This window comes from Enterocloster sp. 210928-DFI.2.20 (genome assembly GCF_020554465.1).
In the GTDB taxonomy this organism is placed as follows: Bacteria; Bacillota; Clostridia; order Lachnospirales; family Lachnospiraceae; genus Enterocloster; species Enterocloster bolteae.
In genome coordinates this window covers 114458-132358 of record NZ_JAJCHK010000007.1, presented here as the reverse complement: position 1 = coordinate 132358, position 17901 = coordinate 114458, and the positions used below count along the sequence as shown (strand labels likewise).

Annotated in this window: 17 protein-coding genes; 2 read left to right on the top strand and 15 right to left on the bottom strand. The window is 48.4% G+C overall.

Annotated elements, in window-relative coordinates:
* Window positions 1-51: 51 nt before the first annotated feature.
* Entirely contained in the window at window positions 52-1344 is a 1293-nt protein-coding gene (locus LI015_RS09190; RefSeq protein WP_002570586.1) for an L-cysteine desulfidase family protein, read from the top strand.
* An 8-nt stretch (window positions 1345-1352) separates the two neighbouring features.
* On the opposite strand, the gene LI015_RS09185 is transcribed toward LI015_RS09190, so the two are convergent.
* The 5 genes from LI015_RS09185 to LI015_RS09165 form a co-directional block, all read right to left on the bottom strand.
* Window positions 1353-2876, bottom strand: coding sequence for a 4Fe-4S dicluster domain-containing protein (locus LI015_RS09185; protein WP_002565486.1), 1524 nt, complete (start codon window positions 2874-2876; stop codon window positions 1353-1355).
* Between the two features lie 404 nt (window positions 2877-3280).
* Entirely contained in the window at window positions 3281-4315 is a 1035-nt protein-coding gene (locus tag LI015_RS09180; protein ID WP_319638723.1) for a bifunctional GrpB family protein/GNAT family N-acetyltransferase, read from the bottom strand.
* Entirely contained in the window at window positions 4302-5108 is an 807-nt protein-coding gene (locus LI015_RS09175; protein ID WP_002570589.1) for a hypothetical protein, read from the bottom strand. The genes LI015_RS09180 and LI015_RS09175 overlap by 14 nt, the downstream gene beginning before the upstream one ends.
* A gap of 63 nt (window positions 5109-5171) precedes the next feature.
* Entirely contained in the window at window positions 5172-5693 is a 522-nt protein-coding gene (locus tag LI015_RS09170; protein ID WP_117626891.1) for a peptide deformylase, read from the bottom strand.
* A 123-nt stretch (window positions 5694-5816) separates the two neighbouring features.
* Complete coding sequence (locus LI015_RS09165) at window positions 5817-6248, bottom strand: PPC domain-containing DNA-binding protein (protein WP_002570591.1); 432 nt, start codon at window positions 6246-6248, stop codon at window positions 5817-5819.
* A gap of 274 nt (window positions 6249-6522) precedes the next feature.
* Here LI015_RS09165 and LI015_RS09160 point away from each other — a divergent pair, with 274 nt between their 5' ends.
* Window positions 6523-6855, top strand: coding sequence for a winged helix-turn-helix transcriptional regulator (locus LI015_RS09160; protein WP_002565491.1), 333 nt, complete (start codon window positions 6523-6525; stop codon window positions 6853-6855).
* An 84-nt stretch (window positions 6856-6939) separates the two neighbouring features.
* Here LI015_RS09160 and LI015_RS09155 read toward each other — a convergent pair whose 3' ends face one another.
* The 10 genes from LI015_RS09155 to LI015_RS09110 all read right to left on the bottom strand — a co-directional run bounded on the left by LI015_RS09155 (window position 6940) and on the right by LI015_RS09110 (window position 17898).
* Entirely contained in the window at window positions 6940-7806 is an 867-nt protein-coding gene (locus LI015_RS09155) for a patatin-like phospholipase family protein (protein WP_227124663.1), read from the bottom strand.
* Between the two features lie 27 nt (window positions 7807-7833).
* Window positions 7834-9132, bottom strand: coding sequence for a DUF4272 domain-containing protein (locus LI015_RS09150; RefSeq protein ID WP_002565493.1), 1299 nt, complete (start codon window positions 9130-9132; stop codon window positions 7834-7836).
* 153 nt (window positions 9133-9285) lie between these two features.
* Window positions 9286-10920: a class I adenylate-forming enzyme family protein gene (locus LI015_RS09145; RefSeq protein WP_227124661.1), complete on the bottom strand. Its 1635-nt coding sequence runs from the start codon at window positions 10918-10920 to the stop codon at window positions 9286-9288.
* 34 nt (window positions 10921-10954) lie between these two features.
* Window positions 10955-11656 (bottom strand): FadR/GntR family transcriptional regulator, encoded by a 702-nt coding sequence (locus LI015_RS09140; protein ID WP_002565495.1) that lies wholly within the window; start codon window positions 11654-11656, stop codon window positions 10955-10957.
* 97 nt (window positions 11657-11753) lie between these two features.
* Window positions 11754-13049 (bottom strand): TRAP transporter large permease, encoded by a 1296-nt coding sequence (locus tag LI015_RS09135; protein ID WP_002565496.1) that lies wholly within the window; start codon window positions 13047-13049, stop codon window positions 11754-11756.
* The gene (locus LI015_RS09130) at window positions 13050-13550 is read right to left on the bottom strand and encodes a TRAP transporter small permease (RefSeq protein WP_002576083.1); all 501 of its coding nucleotides are present in this window, start codon (window positions 13548-13550) and stop codon (window positions 13050-13052) included.
* A gap of 25 nt (window positions 13551-13575) precedes the next feature.
* Entirely contained in the window at window positions 13576-14640 is a 1065-nt protein-coding gene (locus LI015_RS09125) for a TRAP transporter substrate-binding protein (RefSeq protein ID WP_227124659.1), read from the bottom strand.
* A 16-nt stretch (window positions 14641-14656) separates the two neighbouring features.
* Entirely contained in the window at window positions 14657-15052 is a 396-nt protein-coding gene (locus LI015_RS09120; RefSeq protein ID WP_330592516.1) for a VOC family protein, read from the bottom strand.
* Window positions 15053-15073: 21 nt separating this feature from the next.
* Window positions 15074-16651, bottom strand: a complete 1578-nt coding sequence (locus LI015_RS09115; RefSeq protein WP_227124657.1) for an acyl CoA:acetate/3-ketoacid CoA transferase — start codon at window positions 16649-16651, stop codon at window positions 15074-15076.
* 62 nt (window positions 16652-16713) lie between these two features.
* Entirely contained in the window at window positions 16714-17898 is a 1185-nt protein-coding gene (locus tag LI015_RS09110; RefSeq protein ID WP_002565501.1) for a thiolase family protein, read from the bottom strand.
* Window positions 17899-17901 lie beyond the last annotated feature (3 nt).

Sequence of the window (17901 nt, the reverse complement as noted above, 5' to 3'; positions counted from 1 at the left end):
CCTGCCATTCGTCAGGGCTGCATGGTGCGGGAATTGCAAAGGAGGAACATCATGAATAAAGAAGAATTGATTGCATTGTTAAAGCAGGAGGTAGTGCCTGCCCTGGGCTGTACTGAGCCAGTGTGTGTGGCCCTGGCCGCGGCAGATGCCGCAAAGGCTGCCGGAGGAACCATTCTGTCCGTCAGGGTAGAAATGAATCCAGGCATCTATAAGAACGGTATGAATGTAGGTATTCCCGGTTTTGACCGGGTGGGACTCAAATATGCCGCTGCCCTGGGCGCCTGCCTGGCCAATCCTCAGAAAGGACTTAAACTCCTGGAGGACCTTTCCCCTGCTGTCAGCAGCCAGGCCATAAACCTGGTGGAATCCGGAATGGTCACACTTAAGCTCAAGGAGGACGAGCCCCTGCTCTATGCCCATGCAGAAGCAGTGTCCTCTGCCGGTACAGGAGCCAGCACAATAAGAAATACCCATTCCAATATTGTCTGTACCGCCCGGACAGTAAACGGAGTTCTCACGCCTTTCTTTCAGAAGGAATACTCCCTTACCGGCAGAACGGCTCTCCATGAAAAGCTGGCCTCCATGACCATTTCGCAGATTGTATCGCTGGTCGAAAGCTGTTCCCCGGAGGAACTGGCCTTCATGGAAGACGGAGCCCGGATGAACTCTGCCCTGGCCGATTACGGCATGCAGCACAAACTTGGCATCGGAGCCGCCTCCTCTCTGGCAAAATACTGCCGGACCGATATTGTGGGAAACTCCCTTATGAGCCGTATTATGACCCTTATGGCCAGCAGCGCGGAAGGCCGCATGTGTGGCTGTCCCTATGCAGTCATGAGCAGCGCAGGCAGCGGCAACCACGGCCTTACCACCATTCTGCCTGTTGTGGAAACAGCCCGGTATCTTGGCTCTGACAAAGAACATCTGGTAAAGGCGCTGGCCATATCCCATTCCATCAATGTGTACATCAAGGAATTCACCGGCAAGCTGTCCGCCACCTGCGGATGCGGTGTCTCCGCTGCTTCTGCCGCCTCTGCTTCCATGGTCTGGCTCATGGGCGGCAGCCATGAACAGATGGGATATGCCATCATCAATATGAGCGGCAACCTGACCGGCATGATATGTGACGGCGGAAAAATCGGATGTGCCTTAAAACTGGCTACAGCCAGCGGGGCAGCCCTTATGAGCGCCTGTCTGGCCGTGGACAAAACCGTGCTGGATCCAAAGGACGGCATATGCCACGCCACACCGGAGGGCGCCATCCGCAATATGGGACGAATCAGCAATCCCGGCATGGCACAGACAGACCGCACCATTCTGGAAATCATGATGGAGAAAGATTAATCCGCCCTTTAGTCCACCAGCTTATCCAGTTCCTTCACATGTTCTGTCTCATTGGAGGTTTTATGCTTTGCCTTGGATGCGTACAGGTTCACGGATGCCTGGGACTTCTTAATAGGCTGCATGGTTCCTGCTCCGGCCACACATCCGCCCGGACACGCCATTCCCTCCAGAAGGTAGCCATTGTATTTCCCGGCCTTTGCCATGGTCAGCAGTTTTCTGCATTCCTTAAGGCCCTCTGCATTGGCTACCTTGATTTCCTTATCCGGATAACGCTCATGAATCACATCCACTACGGACTTGGCCACCCCGCCTGCCACCGCAAAGTTACGGCCGTCCATGGAAGCGTCATTGACGCCTTCCGGATCTTCTTCTATCTTCTCCACGTCCACATGCCGGGCGTCAAAGATGCCGTCCATTTCTTCAAAGGTAAGGACGAAATCCACATCGCTTCGTATGTCCGTACGCATGGCCTCCAGCTTCTTGGCTGCGCAGGGACCGATGAATACAACCTTTGCATTAGAATGGTGCCGCTTAATCAGCCTTGCCGTCAATGTCATGGGGGTCAATGCCATAGAAATACAGTCCGCATGCTCCGGGAACAGCTTCTTAGCCATCATGGACCAGGCCGGGCAGCAGGATGTAGCCATAAAGGGAAGCTTTTCCGGCACTTCCTGGATAAAGTCAATTGCCTCCTGGGTAGCGCACAGGTCGGCTCCCACAGCCACCTCAAATACGTCCGCAAACCCCAGCGCCTTCATGGCTGCACGCAGCTTGCCGGGCGTCACCTTTGGTCCGAACTGCCCCACAAAAGCCGGGGCAACTGCCGCATAAACCCTTTCCCCTGACTGGATGGCCCGTATAACCTGGAATATCTGCGATTTATCCGCTATGGCTCCAAAGGGGCAGTTCACCAGACACATTCCGCAGGATACGCATTTATCGTAATCAATATCCGCCTTTCCATTCTCATCCGTGGAAATGGCGTCCATACCGCAGGCAGCGGCGCAGGGTCTTTCCTGGATAATGATGGCCTTATAGGAACAAACATCCGCGCACCTTCCGCATTTGATGCATTTGTCGTCATTGATGTGGGAGCGTCCATTGGTCCTGTCCAGCTTGATGGCATCCTTAGGGCACACCTCCTCACATGGATGGGCCAGACAGCCCTGGCAGCCGTCTGTTACAAATACACGCTTTTCATGACAGGCATTGCAGGCAAATTTAATCACATTAATCAGGGGAGGCGTATAATAAGTCTCCGGTCTGTCCGCAGCCTCTATGTTATCCGAAACCGGCGCATGTTCCGCCGCGCTGCGGTACGGAAGCCCCATGGCCAATCTGAGCCGTTCCCCGACAATAGCCCGTTCCAAAAAAACGTCATTGCGGAAATTCCCCACTTCTCCCGGTATGATTTTATACGGAAGCTCTTCAATACGTTTATCCACCGGCCATTCCGTATGATAGGCCATCCTTGCCACTTCCCTGAATATCCTGTGTCTGATTTCCTGTATACGTGTCTCCACTCCTCGCATATTCCTGCCTCCTTGTTATGAGCACTTAGAGACCGTCCTTTGGTCTCTTACGTGCGATACATTCCGCTGGCACTTGGCGGGCGTCCTTTGACCGCTTAGTGCAGCGGTTCGTTATGAGCACTTAGTGACCCGTCCTTTGGTCTCTTACGTGCGATACATTCCGCTTTTAACAGTACCGATTATATACCAGCCCATGAAAAATGCAAATGCCTAAATGCATTTTTCCCCTTTTGTTCTTAAAATAAAGCACGGACCGCAGACAAAAAACAGGCGTCCGGCCGTTTTTTCCCGGCCGCGCGCCTGTTCATACGTTACCATTTTACCAGTCTCAGCACCTCTTCCGCCAATACAGACTATACAAGCCTTGACCGCAGTATACCTTATCCGCCTTTTTCCATGTAATATCACAGGTCATACACAAAATGCGGAACCGGACGGCCGTCCACAGGGGACCGTGTTTCCCCGTCCCGGACCGCGCCCATTTTTCTGTAAAATCCCACTGCCTGGGGGCTGGTAACAAAATGAATGCGGCATATTTCCTGTTTTCCGCACCAGCCGGTCATATGCTCCCACATCTGTTTTCCCAGTCCCCTCCCCAGCCTTTCCTCTGCCACATAAAAATACTCTAATTCCCATGCATCTCTATCCTGCCTGATTCCCCAGAAGGCAGCCGGACAGCCGCGTTCACCTGCCGCATACACAGGATTACGGCGGATAAAATCTTCCGTAACATTAAACCCTGCGTCAAAGTTTTCCATAAACGCCTCATCATATCCCCAGTGTGCCTCCGAAGCCCTGGCAAGCCGGCGCAGCGCCTCCGTATCTTCGGGCTCAGCCCTGGCAAACCTCAGAGCCTGCCTTTTATACCGGCCGGGATAAAGATTCTTTGCCTCCCTGGTAAATCTTTCCACCACAGCTTTTTTCTGCTCCGTATACCCATCCCGGTCATGTTCATATTCTTTCCAGAGTCCCAGCTTCAGCTCCTCATATTCCCTGGCTGCTTCCGGATGCTCCCTCAGATAATCCCTAAAATATAACTCGTCGTTATCCCCCGCCTCTCTCAGATGCAGATGGAATACCTTCTCCGCAAATCCCAACGGCGTGTAACCCCTGTTGAACGAAATCCTCCCTGCCTTTTCCATCATGCAGATGTAGCCGCCCCCGATAATATGTTCCTTCATGGCCTGCATATCCCCGCCTTCCCCCATTTCCACCAGGATATCCACTATGGGCTTGGCCCAGATGGATGGGATGGATGTGCTTCCCACATGACTGATTTCGCAGATATCCTCCATGGGAAGGATACCAGACAGCCGCTCCCTTTCCTCCTGGTACCACTGCGTCCAGACCGGCCTGTGCTCTGTGAGGAAAACAGGGAACAGCTGCCACAGTTCCTCCAGGCTCATGCCGGAAAACGGTTCCTGTCTATCCTTCATCATCATATCTCTCCAATTGTTTCTCCCATTCCTCCTTTACCCCTTTCATCCTGCGGAAATAAGAGCTCATCTCATCCGCCATGCCTGACAGACGGTTTAGGAGCGTGGAGAAATCCTTTAACATTTCATCGTCCTGGAAATAGGGGTATACGATATCATGGTCAATCTCGCTCCAGCCCTCCTCGAACAGGGTTCTTCCCTGGATTTCCACATAATATCCCTTATATTTGATGATATAGTGGAGGGAGCGGTATATACCGTTGGACTTAATCTCAATCAAATTCTCGTCATAAATCCTGGTGTCTCCGTTTCTGCGGTAGACCTTTGGCCGTTCCGCGATGTAATAATGCCCGGTGTCCTCATCAAAATCCTTTATGCGGTCCACCACATATAGATCAGGGTTATTCTCAAATACACTGGTTATATATTTGTGGAAATGAATCCAATCCTCCCGGTAAAGGAAAAACACACGAATTCCAATCAGGTCCGTGATGTACTTATGGTAATTGCTTCTGTTTATATCCTCAAACCGTTCAAAATGCTCGTTGCGCTTGCGTATGATTTTCTCTATCAGATGGCCGGGATCCTTAGTGCGGTACCGGTAGGAATGGATGCCTGCCCTCTCAATATCATAGAGATAATCGTACACAAAATCCTTACCAATGCTGCGCAGTTTTCCCTCAACGGACAAATAGTCATCATAGATGGCCGCCAGCTCCTCCCAGTCCAGTCCGGCCGCCTTAAGTTCCTCAGGTTCAATGTTGTAGCTTGTTAAAAATTTTTCCTTGTCAATCATCCGGTATCATTCCTCCTGTGTCTAAAATGTCTGCATATCCTTACTGACGCCGTACTTTATCCGTCAATGGGGCTTCATCACCAACGCTCTTTCATCCACTGCCCGCAGGGTTGCCAGTATTCCGTCCAGGTGATCGTACTCATGCTGAATCAGTTCCGACATATCCCCTTTCAGTTCCATGGAGCAATCGTTCCATTCCAGGTCTTTATAATATATGATGCACCGTTTATACCGCTTTACCCTTACCAGCAGGTCAGGAAACGACATACAATCATCCAGCACGTCTATCATTTCCTGTTCTGGAAAGGTAAGCCGGGGATTGATAAACAGCACTGGTGTGTCCAGATGACGGTAAATAACACGTTTCTTCACCCCAATCTGGGGCGCCGCAATGGCCCTTCCCACTCCATAGCGGGCCCTAAATGCCAACAGAGTATCCTTTAAATCCTCCCTCACCTGTTCCATCTGATGAAGCTCTTCTATTTTCACTTCCTGACTGACCTCATATAATTCAGGATTTCCCAATAACAGAATGGTCCGTTCCACCTCAAAGCCTCCCTCTGCGCTGTTTTCGTTCCCGTACAACGCGTTTTCCTAAGTATATCATGATTCCATCCGATTTCCAAATCCCAATTAAAGGGTAAGGCAAAAAAAATCCGGACCGTCTCCTCAGTCGAGACAGTCCGGGTCTGTATGCCTTTTTAGATATTACGCCTGGGGGAACTCAATCAGATTCAGTCCGATGGATTCACTCATCCTTCTGCCTGCGGTTCCGTCAATCACCGTAATGAAAATCTCAGCGGTGGCGCTGATAACCGCCCTGTTCAAATGGCCTCCGTGGCACTCTCCCACCAGCGGATTGCCGATTACCATGTGCAGATGAAGATAGGGGTTTTCTCCCTGCTGTGTAATGTTGCCTGTAAGGGAGGCAATTTCATAGATTCCCTTGAAGGACTTTCCATAATACTTCTTCTCCGTTGTATCAAATACCCCGAGTTCCACCTCACAGGCAGCTCCCAGCCCAGAAACCTCTCCCAGAGCCACCTTTTCTGTTCTGCACACTTCCCGGATACACTCTGTCACTTCCTCGCCCGGATTCAGGCGGAGAATGATTTTTTGTCCAAATCGCTTATATTCCATGGTATTGACTCCTTTCAAACACAGCTTATAATACATTTAACCATTATATATTCATGTATGTAAGATGTAAAATTATATTTTCTATGGTCTGCTCTAATTTTTTGTTATGATTGGCTATGTCTGAGTTTCAAAAATATTCCTTGGGATTCTCCCACATTAAAATTAACATCCCCGTCCTCCCTTCCCATTGTCAAATCCCCTTTACAGGTATATAATTATACTAACAGTTTTTTTATACTATACACCTATAAAGATACTCAGGAGGTGATACAGAATGGATAACGCAATAAAAATACCTGATTGTCCCGTGGAAATGACCTTGCAGCTTATCGGCGATAAATGGAAGGTTCTCATCATCCGGGATTTGCTCACAGGGACAAAACGGTTCAACGAGCTCATGCGGTCAGTGAACGGCATAACCCAGAAAGTCCTGACCAGCCACCTCAGGGCCATGGAACAGGCAGGCCTGATTACCCGCAAAATATATCCCCAGGTCCCCCCGAAGGTGGAATATACCCTGACCGAAACAGGGTACAGCCTGAAACCCATACTGGACTCCATGGTAGCCTGGGGAACGGATTACAAAAAGAACATAGGACAAATGTAAACGCACAAAGAGCCGTGCCCCCGGTTTCTCTCAAATCCGGGGACCATGGCTCTTATATGATCCTTATGTGAAATTACTATGATATTATCCCTGTGCAGCCGGCTCCAGTCCTAAAAAAACCGCTGTGTCCTGAAGCGCCTTCATACCGTCAAGACACCCTAAATCATACATTTTCTGTATCTTCTCCGGTCTGTTTTCTGTCCGGCTGATTTTAATAAGACGGCTGGGACGTATGACAAAGATTTCCCCGGCAGACTCCATGCGTCTAACCTCCTCCAGTTCCCGGTTATACATCAGATGGCGGCACTCCATGGTTTTTATAAATTCGGGATATCTGCGGTATACCCTGCGGATAGCGGGGAGCATTTGGTTTGGCTTTTTGCGGTAACCATCCGGCCTGGTAAGTATGACCAGGCTTCTTTTAAAGCCCATTTTGCGGAATGCAGCTACGGGAATGGAGTCGGATACGCCTCCGTCCAGAAGCTTCTGTCCGTCTATCTCCACAATCCTGGAAACCAGAGGCATGGAGGCGGATGCCCTGATCCATTGTATGTTCTCCCCCCTCAGGCTGCCGCATCTGTGGTATACCGGCCTGCCGGTTTCCACATCTGTGCAGGTGGCATAAAACTCTATGGGCGAAGCCTCAAAGGCGTCATTGTCAAATGGGTCCAGCCGCTCCGGCAGTTCGTGATAACAGAACTCATTTCCCACCAGATCGCCGGTCATTACCAGCGACCGGAAACTCATATACCGCGGGTCGCGGCAGTACTTCAGATTATAGCGTATGGAGCGACCGGCCTGTCCCGCCACAAAGCTGCACCCATGGATGGCTCCTGCCGAAACTCCTACCAGACCATCTGCCTTAATCCCATGTTCCAATAATACGTCCAATACGCCGGCGGCGTAAATGCCCCGCATTCCGCCGCCTTCCACAACAATTCCAGTTTTCATTTCCATCTACCTCTTTACAGGCGTATTTTAGGAATTAGTTCTTACCTCATCCCACTGGCCATGGCCTGTCAGCCAGTTCAGAGCCTTGTGCCACTCCCTTACCACCCCGGTCTTCATGCCCACAGGCTCCGGCAGTTCATGGCGTCTGGCGTTGATGCAGGACCATTCCAGACAGGAAATAAGGTCGCAGGCATCCAACAGCTCTCTGGGGCTCTTAGGCCTGGACTTTGCCATGATTTTACTGATACTGGTGCCATTTCTCAGTAGCTTTACCAAATCAGCGGGATTGCAGGGATGATCCGGGAATCCCAGCTCCTCCACCAGTCCCAGCGCCCATTCTACTACATGAAGGGATTCATACTGTCTTAAGAAAGACAGGATTTCCTTCCTGTCGGGAGCCGTATCGTGCAGATACTTCCACTCCTTTGGAGAGAAATAATCCTGGGTATTGTTATTATCAATATAATCCATCAGGAAATTCTGTGCCTTTTCCATGCCCTGTTTTTCATCCAGAAGGCATTCCGAATAAATGGCAACGCCCATAATGGCCAGTGCCCTCTGAGCAGTCTCCTCCAGGGAGGGGCAGGTTATCTGTGAAGCAGGCGCAACTGCGGGCAGCCATCCTGGTACATAGATTGCATTTCCGATAAGCGTCTGCATGGTGCGCATCCTGCGGTCCACCTGCTCCTGGGTGATATCCTTTCCGGCCTTTAAGTCCGGCTCCTGATAGGGAAGATAGCGGGTAAAGGCGCTTCCGCCCTTGTCGGACAGAATCAGTAGCTTTTCCCCATTTTCCCCGCTGCAGAACATGCCGTCCTCTTTCTCATCCTGGTTCTGAATCAGGATAATTCCCTCCAGATCGTTTAAAATGGACACGAACATATCCTCAATCATGGTCTTCTTGTCCTCAATATCCTCTTCGTCCTCCACGTCAAAGGCATATTCCACCAGCACAAAACTTCTGGCCCGTCCAATCTGGTACAGCAGGTTGGTCTTAACATCCACAACCCCTGTTTTAACCTGATAAAAATGGTCGCAGGTTCCCTCCACCTGTCTCTTTATAAACTCCTCCGCCTTTTCACCGGCAGACTCGCTGGCCACTGCCAGACGGATTTCTATATCTCCGTTATGCAGTACAAGGGTATCTCCCTTTCCCTCCGGGTCCAAGCCAAAGGTTGTACACAAAACCTGAATGATTTTTTCCTGTGACGGGATATCTGAGAAAATGAAGGACTTGCCTTCATATCGCTTTGCTGGGGCTGATGTCATATTCTCTGCCATTACAGGCTCCGTATTCTGATTCTTATCATTTTCAAATGGTTCCATATAATTCTCCTTAATTCTTTCGTTGTCTGCAACATTTTGATTATACTATGTTTGGCGGAAAAACACAAATTAATCCTTCAATATATATAATTTATGGGCGGACAGCCGGAAACAATATCTATTTCCGGCTGTCCGCCCATAAATACCTGTTTTCTATTTCACACCGGAAATTTCCGGACTCCCTTCCATTATATTTCTCATCCACTCTTTTATCATTCGCTTGTCAATCTTGCCATTATGGGTTTTGGGAATATCCTCCACAAAGACAATATACTCCGGTATCTTAAAACGAGCCACTCTGGTCTTAAGCATCTCCTTTATATCTTCGGCCCGGACATTCGTTCCCTTTTCCAGTTTGATTACCGCAGCCGGTACTTCCATATACTTGGAATCAGGTACCCCTACGACCACGGCCTCCACCACGCCCGGAAGGGTGTGGATGGTGTTTTCAATATCAAAACTGCACACCTTTTCCCCGCCGCGGTTAATCATATCCTTCTTTCTGTCCACGATATACAGATAACCCGCCTGGTTATAGTAACCTAAATCTCCTGTTCTCAGCCATCCATCTTCTGTAATAGAATCAACCTTCTGTTTATAGTATTCCTCCACTACAAAACTCCCCTTTAAACATATCTCCCCGATTTGATTTTCCATCAATTCCGTGCCATCATCATCTGCAATCTTGATCCGCAGGTCCGGCATGGGAATGCCGGAAGCCCCAATCCACGGGCTGTCCGCCGCACCGCCCGGAAATATGGTTCCGGCTCCGGAAGTCTCCGTCATTCCATATACAGTATGGAACTCAGCCTGGGGCATCCATTCTTTCAGTTTCCGTATGTTCTCAGGAGCCATATTTCCGCTTCCGCACGCAAAAGACTTCACAGAAGGAATTAACGGATAGCTGCTCCTCTTTTCCAGCAGTATTGTAAACACGGTAGGAGACGCGTGATAGAATGTAATATTATTTTCAAGAAAACAAGTCAATATCCGGTCCGCATCCACCTTTTTCATGAGATAGACCGTGCCACCCACCGCCAGCATAACAGACAAAATACATATCATTCCTGTCACATGGTACATCGGGGTAGCTATTACAGAACTGTCAAGCTGGGTCAGCCTTAAGGTTGCGGCGTATGCTTCTACTGAATTCATGACCTGATAATTTTTCATGGCAACGCCTTTGCTTCTGGATGTAGTGCCTGAAGTAAACATGAGAATGGCGGAATCATCCCACGTACCCACACCATCCGTTATTTCGTTATCCTCCATATCACGGAGCATCCAGTCCAATCCAAAATCCGGTCCACTTTTCGATACAACAACAGTTACTTGCTCTAAATTTTCAAACCAGGGCCCAAACTTTTCTTCACAGATTATAGTTGTAACATCTGCTTTCTCTAACAAAGACAGGATTTCCGGCCTCTGAAACTTTCCCGGGAGAGGAACCGCCACCCCGCCAATTTTATTGGCGGCCAGATATGACACACAAAATTCCGGCCCGTTATACAGGAGAATTCCAATTCGCTCCCCTTTTTGTATGCCTGTTTTTTTCTTAAGCGACGCAGCCATCCTGTCTGTCATATCCAGCAGCCGGCCATAGGTCAATGCTTGTCCTTTGTCATCCACCACCGCTGTTTTACCCGGCCACCTGGCAGCGGTAAGGCCAACCGCATGATATATGCTGTCTGCCATGCCTTCATACACATGGATGTTCCGGCCGCCTGCCCCGGCTTCTTTTATACGTTCACGCAGCAGGTCCGGCCAATAATTTTCCCAAGATAACATTTCCTTTTCCCCTCATACGGAAAGGCAGGACAGACTATTCTGAATGTTCGATATCTAACAGGGCTCTTCTGGAACGTTCCAAATGGACCTGCATAATATGACAGGCAAAATCCCCATCCCCGTCTTCCACTGCACCGAATAACTGACGGTGGTCCATCATGGACCGGGATACGATTTTCGGATCTCTGTTCAGGCGATCCGTGTATCTCTGAGCAATATCATTGAACATCTGGGATATAAGGACGAGAATCCGGTTCTTAGACGCTGAAACCAGCAGATCATGAAACTTCCTGTCGTATTTCGAATAGGAAGCAAACTCATTAAAGGCAATGGCCTCTTCCATATTGTCGAGGTAACGTTTAAGTACCTTAATCTCCTCCTCCGTTCTGTTTTTAGCTGCCAGTCTGCATGCCCCGCTCTCCACAAACAGTCTGGCATTATAGATTTCATCGATATCATTTTCCGTCACTGTCAGCAGGTTAAACAGAGGCTTCATAAATTCAGAAGGATTCACTTCGTTTACATATGTACCATCGCCCTGCATGATTTTAACGATTCCGAGAACATTCAGTTTTTTCAGGCCTTCCCTGAGGCAGACCCGGCTCACACAAAATTCCAAAGCCAGCTCCGCTTCAGGAGGAAGTCTGTCTCCCACCTTCCATCTGCCCTTCCTTATTTCTTCTAAAATTTGATCCGCAACAATATCGTACTTATATTTTTTCTTTCCCTCTCCCATTGCCATCCTCCCCCCTGCCAGCTCATTTTACCAAATTATAACATCAGCTGTTTTAAACCGCAAGTTTCCCCGCCGACATCAGGAGCATCGCACTTGATTATGTAAGCATCTGCGGAAGGAAAAGGCTTATGGCCGGAATATACGTGGTCAAGGCCAGCACCACCAGCATGTATACCAGTAGCTGCAATGCGAATTTCAAAGTACTCTCCAACTGTATTTTACTGATTTTACATCCTACGAACAAATTGATTCCTACCGGCGGTGTAATCATACCAATGGACAGATTCATTACAATGATAACACCCAGCTGAATCGGATCCACGCCCAGGGGCTGGACAATTTTCAGCAGAATGGGGCTGAGGATAATGGTAGCAGGAGCCGCGTCCATGATCATGCCCACTACAAGGAGCAGGACGTTAATCAATATAAGGATAAGATATTTATTTGTAGTCATATCCAGAACACCGTTCGCTATGGACGAGGTCACTCCTTCCAGGGTGAGCAGCTTTGCAAATGCCGTGGAGAAAGAGATAATAACAATAAAACTGCAGCTCTTGGCAGCCCGCATAAAGACTCCCGGAAGATTCGTAAGCTTCAGGTCCTTATAAATGAACATACCTGCAAAAAGTGCATACACACAGGCCACAACCGAAGCCTCGGTAGGAGAAAAAACACCGGAATAAATTCCGCCCAGAATAATGATTGGCACCAGCAGAGCCCAGATAGCTTCCTTAAAATTATACCAGAACCCCATGTCATAAACTTTTTGCAGTTCTGCCTTTACCTCTGGTCCCGGAACATATTTTTCCTTTACCGATATCTTCTTTGCAATGATAATCATTGCGATACCCAGAAGGATTCCCGGAAAGGCTCCTGCCAGAAACAACTTTGCAACCGATGTGTTTGTCGCCACTCCATACAGCAAAAACAGAATACTGGGAGGGATAATAGGCCCTAATGCTCCTCCGGCTGCTGCGGCCGCCGTGGAAAACTCCTTACTGTATCCGGCACGAATCATCTGCGGAATCATGATGCCTCCAATGCAGGCAACTGTGGCAGGACCTGAGCCTGATATGGCAGCAAAGAACATGCTGGCAATAATTGTAACAATTGCAAGTCCGCCTGGTCTGTCTTTCACCAGGCTCATACAGAAATTAATCAGCCTCTGGGATATTCCTCCCTCAATCATCAATTCCCCCGAGAGAATGAAAAACGGGATAGCCAGAAGGGTAAAGCTGTTGGTTCCATTGAGGAAGGACTCCACAATCAGCGACATATCTATGGTGCCAAACAGATTCGAATACAGGCAGCATACCAGCCCCAATGCGATGGCTATGGGAAATCCCATAAATACCAGCACGAACAAACCGCCAATTAATATTGTACCAGCCATCTATTCTCCCTCCCTGCCACTGATAAATTCATAACGTATGATAAAGTAAATATTCATAAGGCACCGGATAGCGGATGCTCCCATTCCCACAAAAAGCGATGCCGACATAATCCACAGCGGAAACTGGGTAATGGATACGGTCTTCATCTGAAACTGGTCAATCACCCTCAAAAAAACATAATATCCCACAACCGTGACAAAAAGGAAGTCAACAACATACAGGAACAAATGGGCAGCCTCTTTTACTTTTCCCGGAAGCTTGTCAATGACAGCCACTATCTGAATATGGTCATTTCTGAGGAAGGCCCCGCTGCATGCCAGGAATACAAAGTACATAAACATATAGAGTGAATATTCTGAAATCCATGCAGCGGATGCCTTAAATATATATCTCATGACTACCTGTACAAAAAGCATCACTACCATGACCGCCAGAAGAACAGCGCCCACCCATTCTTCCAGGTGATTATAAAATTTATTCTCGTTATAATAAGCCTTCATATGCTCCTCCTGAATCAAAAATCAGTTACTGAGCTTCATCGGTGCGGCCAAGGATCTCCAGAACCTTTTTCACATTTTCCTTCGATGTAAGAGAGACGTTCTCATCCCACCACACTTTGTCCACGGAAATCTGTCTCAGCATGTCCTCGTCTTCCTTGGATGCTTCGGTCACAATTACATTCTTTTCCCTCATTTTTCCGATTGCTTCTTCCAGATAATCCACTTCCAATTCCCTTGTCCTGGCGATCAGCTTATCCACATTTTTATCTATAATGGGTTTCAAATCATCCGGAAGCGAATTGTAAAACTTATCATTTATAATATAAAAATGATAACTTTCTCCGCAATGTGTGGTCAGTATACTCTTTAACTGGTCATAAAAGCCATTGGAATAAAACAACGGCACATTGGTCACCATACCATCAACAGTACCCTGGGCTAATGCTGTATACACCTCTGAAAATGCAATGAATTGAGGATTGATCCCGGCGCCTTCAGACAGGGCAATCATCTGGTTTGTCTGATTGATTCGGATTGCCATCCCCTTTAAGTCGGCAATCTGATGTATTTCCTTACCTGTGGCAGAAAAACCAAACCATCCCATATTTACTCCGCCGTCAAATACCTTTACGCCCGTTGCTTTTGCAAAGTCTTTATTCAATCCCATAAACCACTCGCTCTCGGCAACCGCGTTCAGTTCCTCATCCGTGGACATCAGATATGGAATTCCATATACATAATACTCAGACATTCCGGAAAGGTCGGCAAAACAATTGGGTGTGGTGTTGCCCATCTGAAGGGTATTGGAGCGTACCTTGTCCAGCACATCGGCATCCGTCTCGCCAATGGAACCGCTGGTAAACAGCTCCACCTGTATACGGCCTTCGGAAGCCTTTTCCACCTCTTCCTCAAACTCCCGGTACGCAACATTAAATGGATCGATATCAGAAACCGTATTGCCTATCTTCAGTGTAAATGTCTCACCGGATGCCGGTTTTGCCGTCTGTTCAGCACTGCCCGCGTCTTTTTTTCCGCACCCCGCCAATAGTAATGCAGCCGCCATTACCAAGAAACCATATCTTCTCATCATAGTTTTTTCCTCCAATTCATTTCTTTAACTTCTGTACAAATTCCACCAGGATTCCTTCTCCAAATCTGGGACGGAGGAAGTTTACGATAATTCCTCCCGCCCCCGGTACAGCTGATTCTTCCAGAAGTTTCATCCCCTCTGCTTCATACTTCCTTTTGACCTCTTCCACGTCCTCCACTTCAAAGGCAATGTGATGCATCCCCCCTTTTCCATTATTATATGTAGCCAGGACCCCTTCCAAAGGTATCACCAGTTCAATGGGCGTCTCATCCTCCTTATGCTTTGTAAAAAGGCAGTTGGATTTGTAAGACTCCACATATTCCATATAATCTGTTTCCAGACCAAATTTTTTCATAAACCGGTCTGCTCTTTCCTGGGAATTCATGACTATTCCCACATGATGAAGTTTCATATGTTCCATAACCAGCACCTGTCATCCTTTTATGATATTCTTTAAACCAAATGGACCCTCTCTGTATATGTGTATCGGAGTTTCTTTTATATGTTCGGCTATCAGCGGACGAAACTCCATATTGGCCAGTATATCCCGTTCCAGATCCGCCCCTCTGGCAATTTCAATCAGCATGGGACCATCCTCTGTCAGCTGGAACACAGCCCGCTCCGTGACATAAAACATATTCTGTCCTCTGGAAACCGCCATTTTCCCGTTATAGGATATCTGCTGAACCTTCTTTACCAGTTTCCTGAACCGGCCTTCCTGGAGTATTTTTATTCCACATTCGTCAAATTCCACCTTGATTTGGCCACCTGTAAAGGTAGAACAGAATACCACGTTCTTTGCAGTGCTGGTAATATCAATAAAACCACCGGCGCCGGCCGCAACAGCCCCCATTTTGGTTGCATTCACATTCCCCTGCGCGTCCATTTCCCCTGCGCCCATGAATGTATAATCAATTCCTGCCCCTGTATAATATTCAAACTGCCGGTCATGGGGTATCAGCGCCTGTGGACTGCACGAAATGCCAAAGTCAATCCCCCCGGCCGGCACGCCCCCATATATGCCGGACTCAACCGTCAGCATCACATCGTCCTGAACATCTTCCTCCGCCAGTATAGGACCTATGACATCATTGGGGATACCAGTACCCACATTTATGATGACATTGCTTTTAAGAAGCATGGCAGCACGGCGGCCTATGACTTTTCTTATGTTGAGCGGAATAGAGGATGACGCTCTGAGCGGAGTATGAATCTGACCGCTGTAGGAAGGGTCAAAATACCAGGATGATGTCTGTTTATGCTCCTCCATGGGATTTTCGCAAACCACCACCGCATCTACCATAACCCCCGGTACAGCCACCCGTTTTGGATCCAGGGTGCCGGTCCGTACAACCTGCTTCACCTGGCAGATTACCTTTCCTCCAAACCGTTTGGCTGCCATGACAGCAGGAAGAACCTCCAGAACCATTGCCTCTTCTTCCGTACTAATATTCCCTGCTTCATCTGCGTAGGTCCCCCGTATGACCAGTGTATCAATGGGCACCTCACGATACTGCATATATTCTTCCCCATCCACAGTTACCACTGCCACTATATCTTCCTTGTCCATGGTCCTGGAATTCATCTTTCCCCCTTCAATCCGGGGATCCACAAAGGTGCCCAGTCCGATTTTACTTAATTTTCCAGGTTCGCGCAGTGCCATGCTGTGGAACATGTTGGCCATCTGCCCCTGTGGAAGGTTGTATGCCTCCAAACGGTTTTCCGAAATCATTTCCATGAAAGGAGGACAAAGACCCCAATGCCCTCCTATGACTTTCGTTACCAGTCCTTCATGGGCCAGATGGGCTATTCCGTCCTTTCTGTCAGACTGGCCGCAGGTATGGAATAATGTAAGGCCGCGCGGCGTACCTGTGTCCAGGAATTTTTGTTCAATTGCCTTCAGCACAGTTTCACTGGCAGATACCAATGTCATCCCAATGGTACATAATGTCGAATGATCCTGAATCATTCCAATTGCTTCCTGTGCCGAAACAAATATAGGTTTTCTCATAATCTTCTCCATTCTCTGTGCTATTTGCGTCAGCACACCTTTATCTGTTTATTTCCCCTCCCTTAAGAGCAGAGTTCAAATAACACGGCAAGGCCCTGGCCTCCTCCAATGCATAACGTGGATACTCCGTATCTTACCTTCCGGCGAATCATCTCGTTAATCAGCTTAATGGTAATGATGCATCCTGTAGCTCCGATGGGATGACCAAGGGAAATCCCGCTTCCGTTTACATTGACAATATTCTCATCCAGTTCCAGTTCCTTCATGCAGGCCACTGCCTGTGCGGCAAATGCCTCATTCAGTTCAATGAGTCCTATTTCTTCTTTTCTAATCCCTGTCTTCTTCAGCAATTTTCTGAATGCCGGCACGGGTCCAATTCCCATGATGGACGGATCCACTCCTGCCGCTGCCACATCCACAAGGCGGACTAAAGGTTTTAATCCCAAAGCGTTTGCTTTGGATTCCTTCATAAGCACCACGGCGGCGGCGGCATCGTTGATTCCCGCTGCATTACCCGCTGTTACGCTTCCGTCATCCTTAAAAGCCGGACGCAATTTTGCCAGGCTTTCCGCTGTTGTTCCCGGACGCACATGCTCATCTTTATCAAAAATCATGGTTTCTTTCTTGCTCACCTTTACTTCGATAGGTACAATTTCACTGTCAAATTTCCCTTCTTCCTGAGCCTTGCTTGCGCGCTGCTGGCTGATAGCCGCCCATCGGTCCTGTTCCTGTCTGGTCACATTATACTGATTGGCAACATTCTCAGCTGTAATACCCATGTGGCTGCGCGTAAAAGGATCAGACAGAGCCGTAATCAGTCCATCCTCCAACTCTCCATGTCCCATACGGTACCCGTACCGGGCCTTTCTCAAATAAAAAGGAATATTCGTCATACTTTCACATCCGCCTGCCACAGCAATCTCACACATACCACTTTCGATTTCCTGAGCAGCTGTGACGATAGCCTGTAGACCAGATGAACATAGCCGGTTGACGGTAAGTGCGGTAGCTTCATACGGAATTCCCGCTTTTACCGATGCCAGCCTTGCAGCAAATGCGTTCTCGGCCGCCTGCCCCACACACCCATACACTACCTCTTCAATATCTTCCGGCTTAAGTCCAGACCGCTTAACGGCTTCCTTAATCACGATACCTCCAAGATCCGTTGCTTCCAGATCCTTTAACGCTCCTCCAAATTTACCCACCGCAGTTCTGCAACCGGATACAATCACAATACGTTCGCTCATTTT

Coding starts and splice junctions, on each gene's coding strand:
- LI015_RS09145 (WP_227124661.1), bottom strand. CDS start 10,920: ATGTTATCTTGGGAAAATTATTGGCCGGACCTGCTGCGTGAACGTATA.
- LI015_RS09150 (WP_002565493.1), bottom strand. CDS start 9,132: ATGGAACCATTTGAAAATGATAAGAATCAGAATACGGAGCCTGTAATG.
- LI015_RS09185 (WP_002565486.1), bottom strand. CDS start 2,876: ATGCGAGGAGTGGAGACACGTATACAGGAAATCAGACACAGGATATTC.
- LI015_RS09110 (WP_002565501.1), bottom strand. CDS start 17,898: ATGAGCGAACGTATTGTGATTGTATCCGGTTGCAGAACTGCGGTGGGT.
- LI015_RS09155 (WP_227124663.1), bottom strand. CDS start 7,806: ATGAAAACTGGAATTGTTGTGGAAGGCGGCGGAATGCGGGGCATTTAC.
- LI015_RS09190 (WP_002570586.1), top strand. CDS start 52: ATGAATAAAGAAGAATTGATTGCATTGTTAAAGCAGGAGGTAGTGCCT.
- LI015_RS09125 (WP_227124659.1), bottom strand. CDS start 14,640: ATGATGAGAAGATATGGTTTCTTGGTAATGGCGGCTGCATTACTATTG.
- LI015_RS09140 (WP_002565495.1), bottom strand. CDS start 11,656: ATGGGAGAGGGAAAGAAAAAATATAAGTACGATATTGTTGCGGATCAA.
- LI015_RS09135 (WP_002565496.1), bottom strand. CDS start 13,049: ATGGCTGGTACAATATTAATTGGCGGTTTGTTCGTGCTGGTATTTATG.
- LI015_RS09180 (WP_319638723.1), bottom strand. CDS start 4,315: ATGATGAAGGATAGACAGGAACCGTTTTCCGGCATGAGCCTGGAGGAA.
- LI015_RS09165 (WP_002570591.1), bottom strand. CDS start 6,248: ATGGAATATAAGCGATTTGGACAAAAAATCATTCTCCGCCTGAATCCG.
- LI015_RS09130 (WP_002576083.1), bottom strand. CDS start 13,550: ATGAAGGCTTATTATAACGAGAATAAATTTTATAATCACCTGGAAGAA.
- LI015_RS09175 (WP_002570589.1), bottom strand. CDS start 5,108: ATGATTGACAAGGAAAAATTTTTAACAAGCTACAACATTGAACCTGAG.
- LI015_RS09160 (WP_002565491.1), top strand. CDS start 6,523: ATGGATAACGCAATAAAAATACCTGATTGTCCCGTGGAAATGACCTTG.
- LI015_RS09120 (WP_330592516.1), bottom strand. CDS start 15,052: ATGAAACTTCATCATGTGGGAATAGTCATGAATTCCCAGGAAAGAGCA.
- LI015_RS09115 (WP_227124657.1), bottom strand. CDS start 16,651: ATGAGAAAACCTATATTTGTTTCGGCACAGGAAGCAATTGGAATGATT.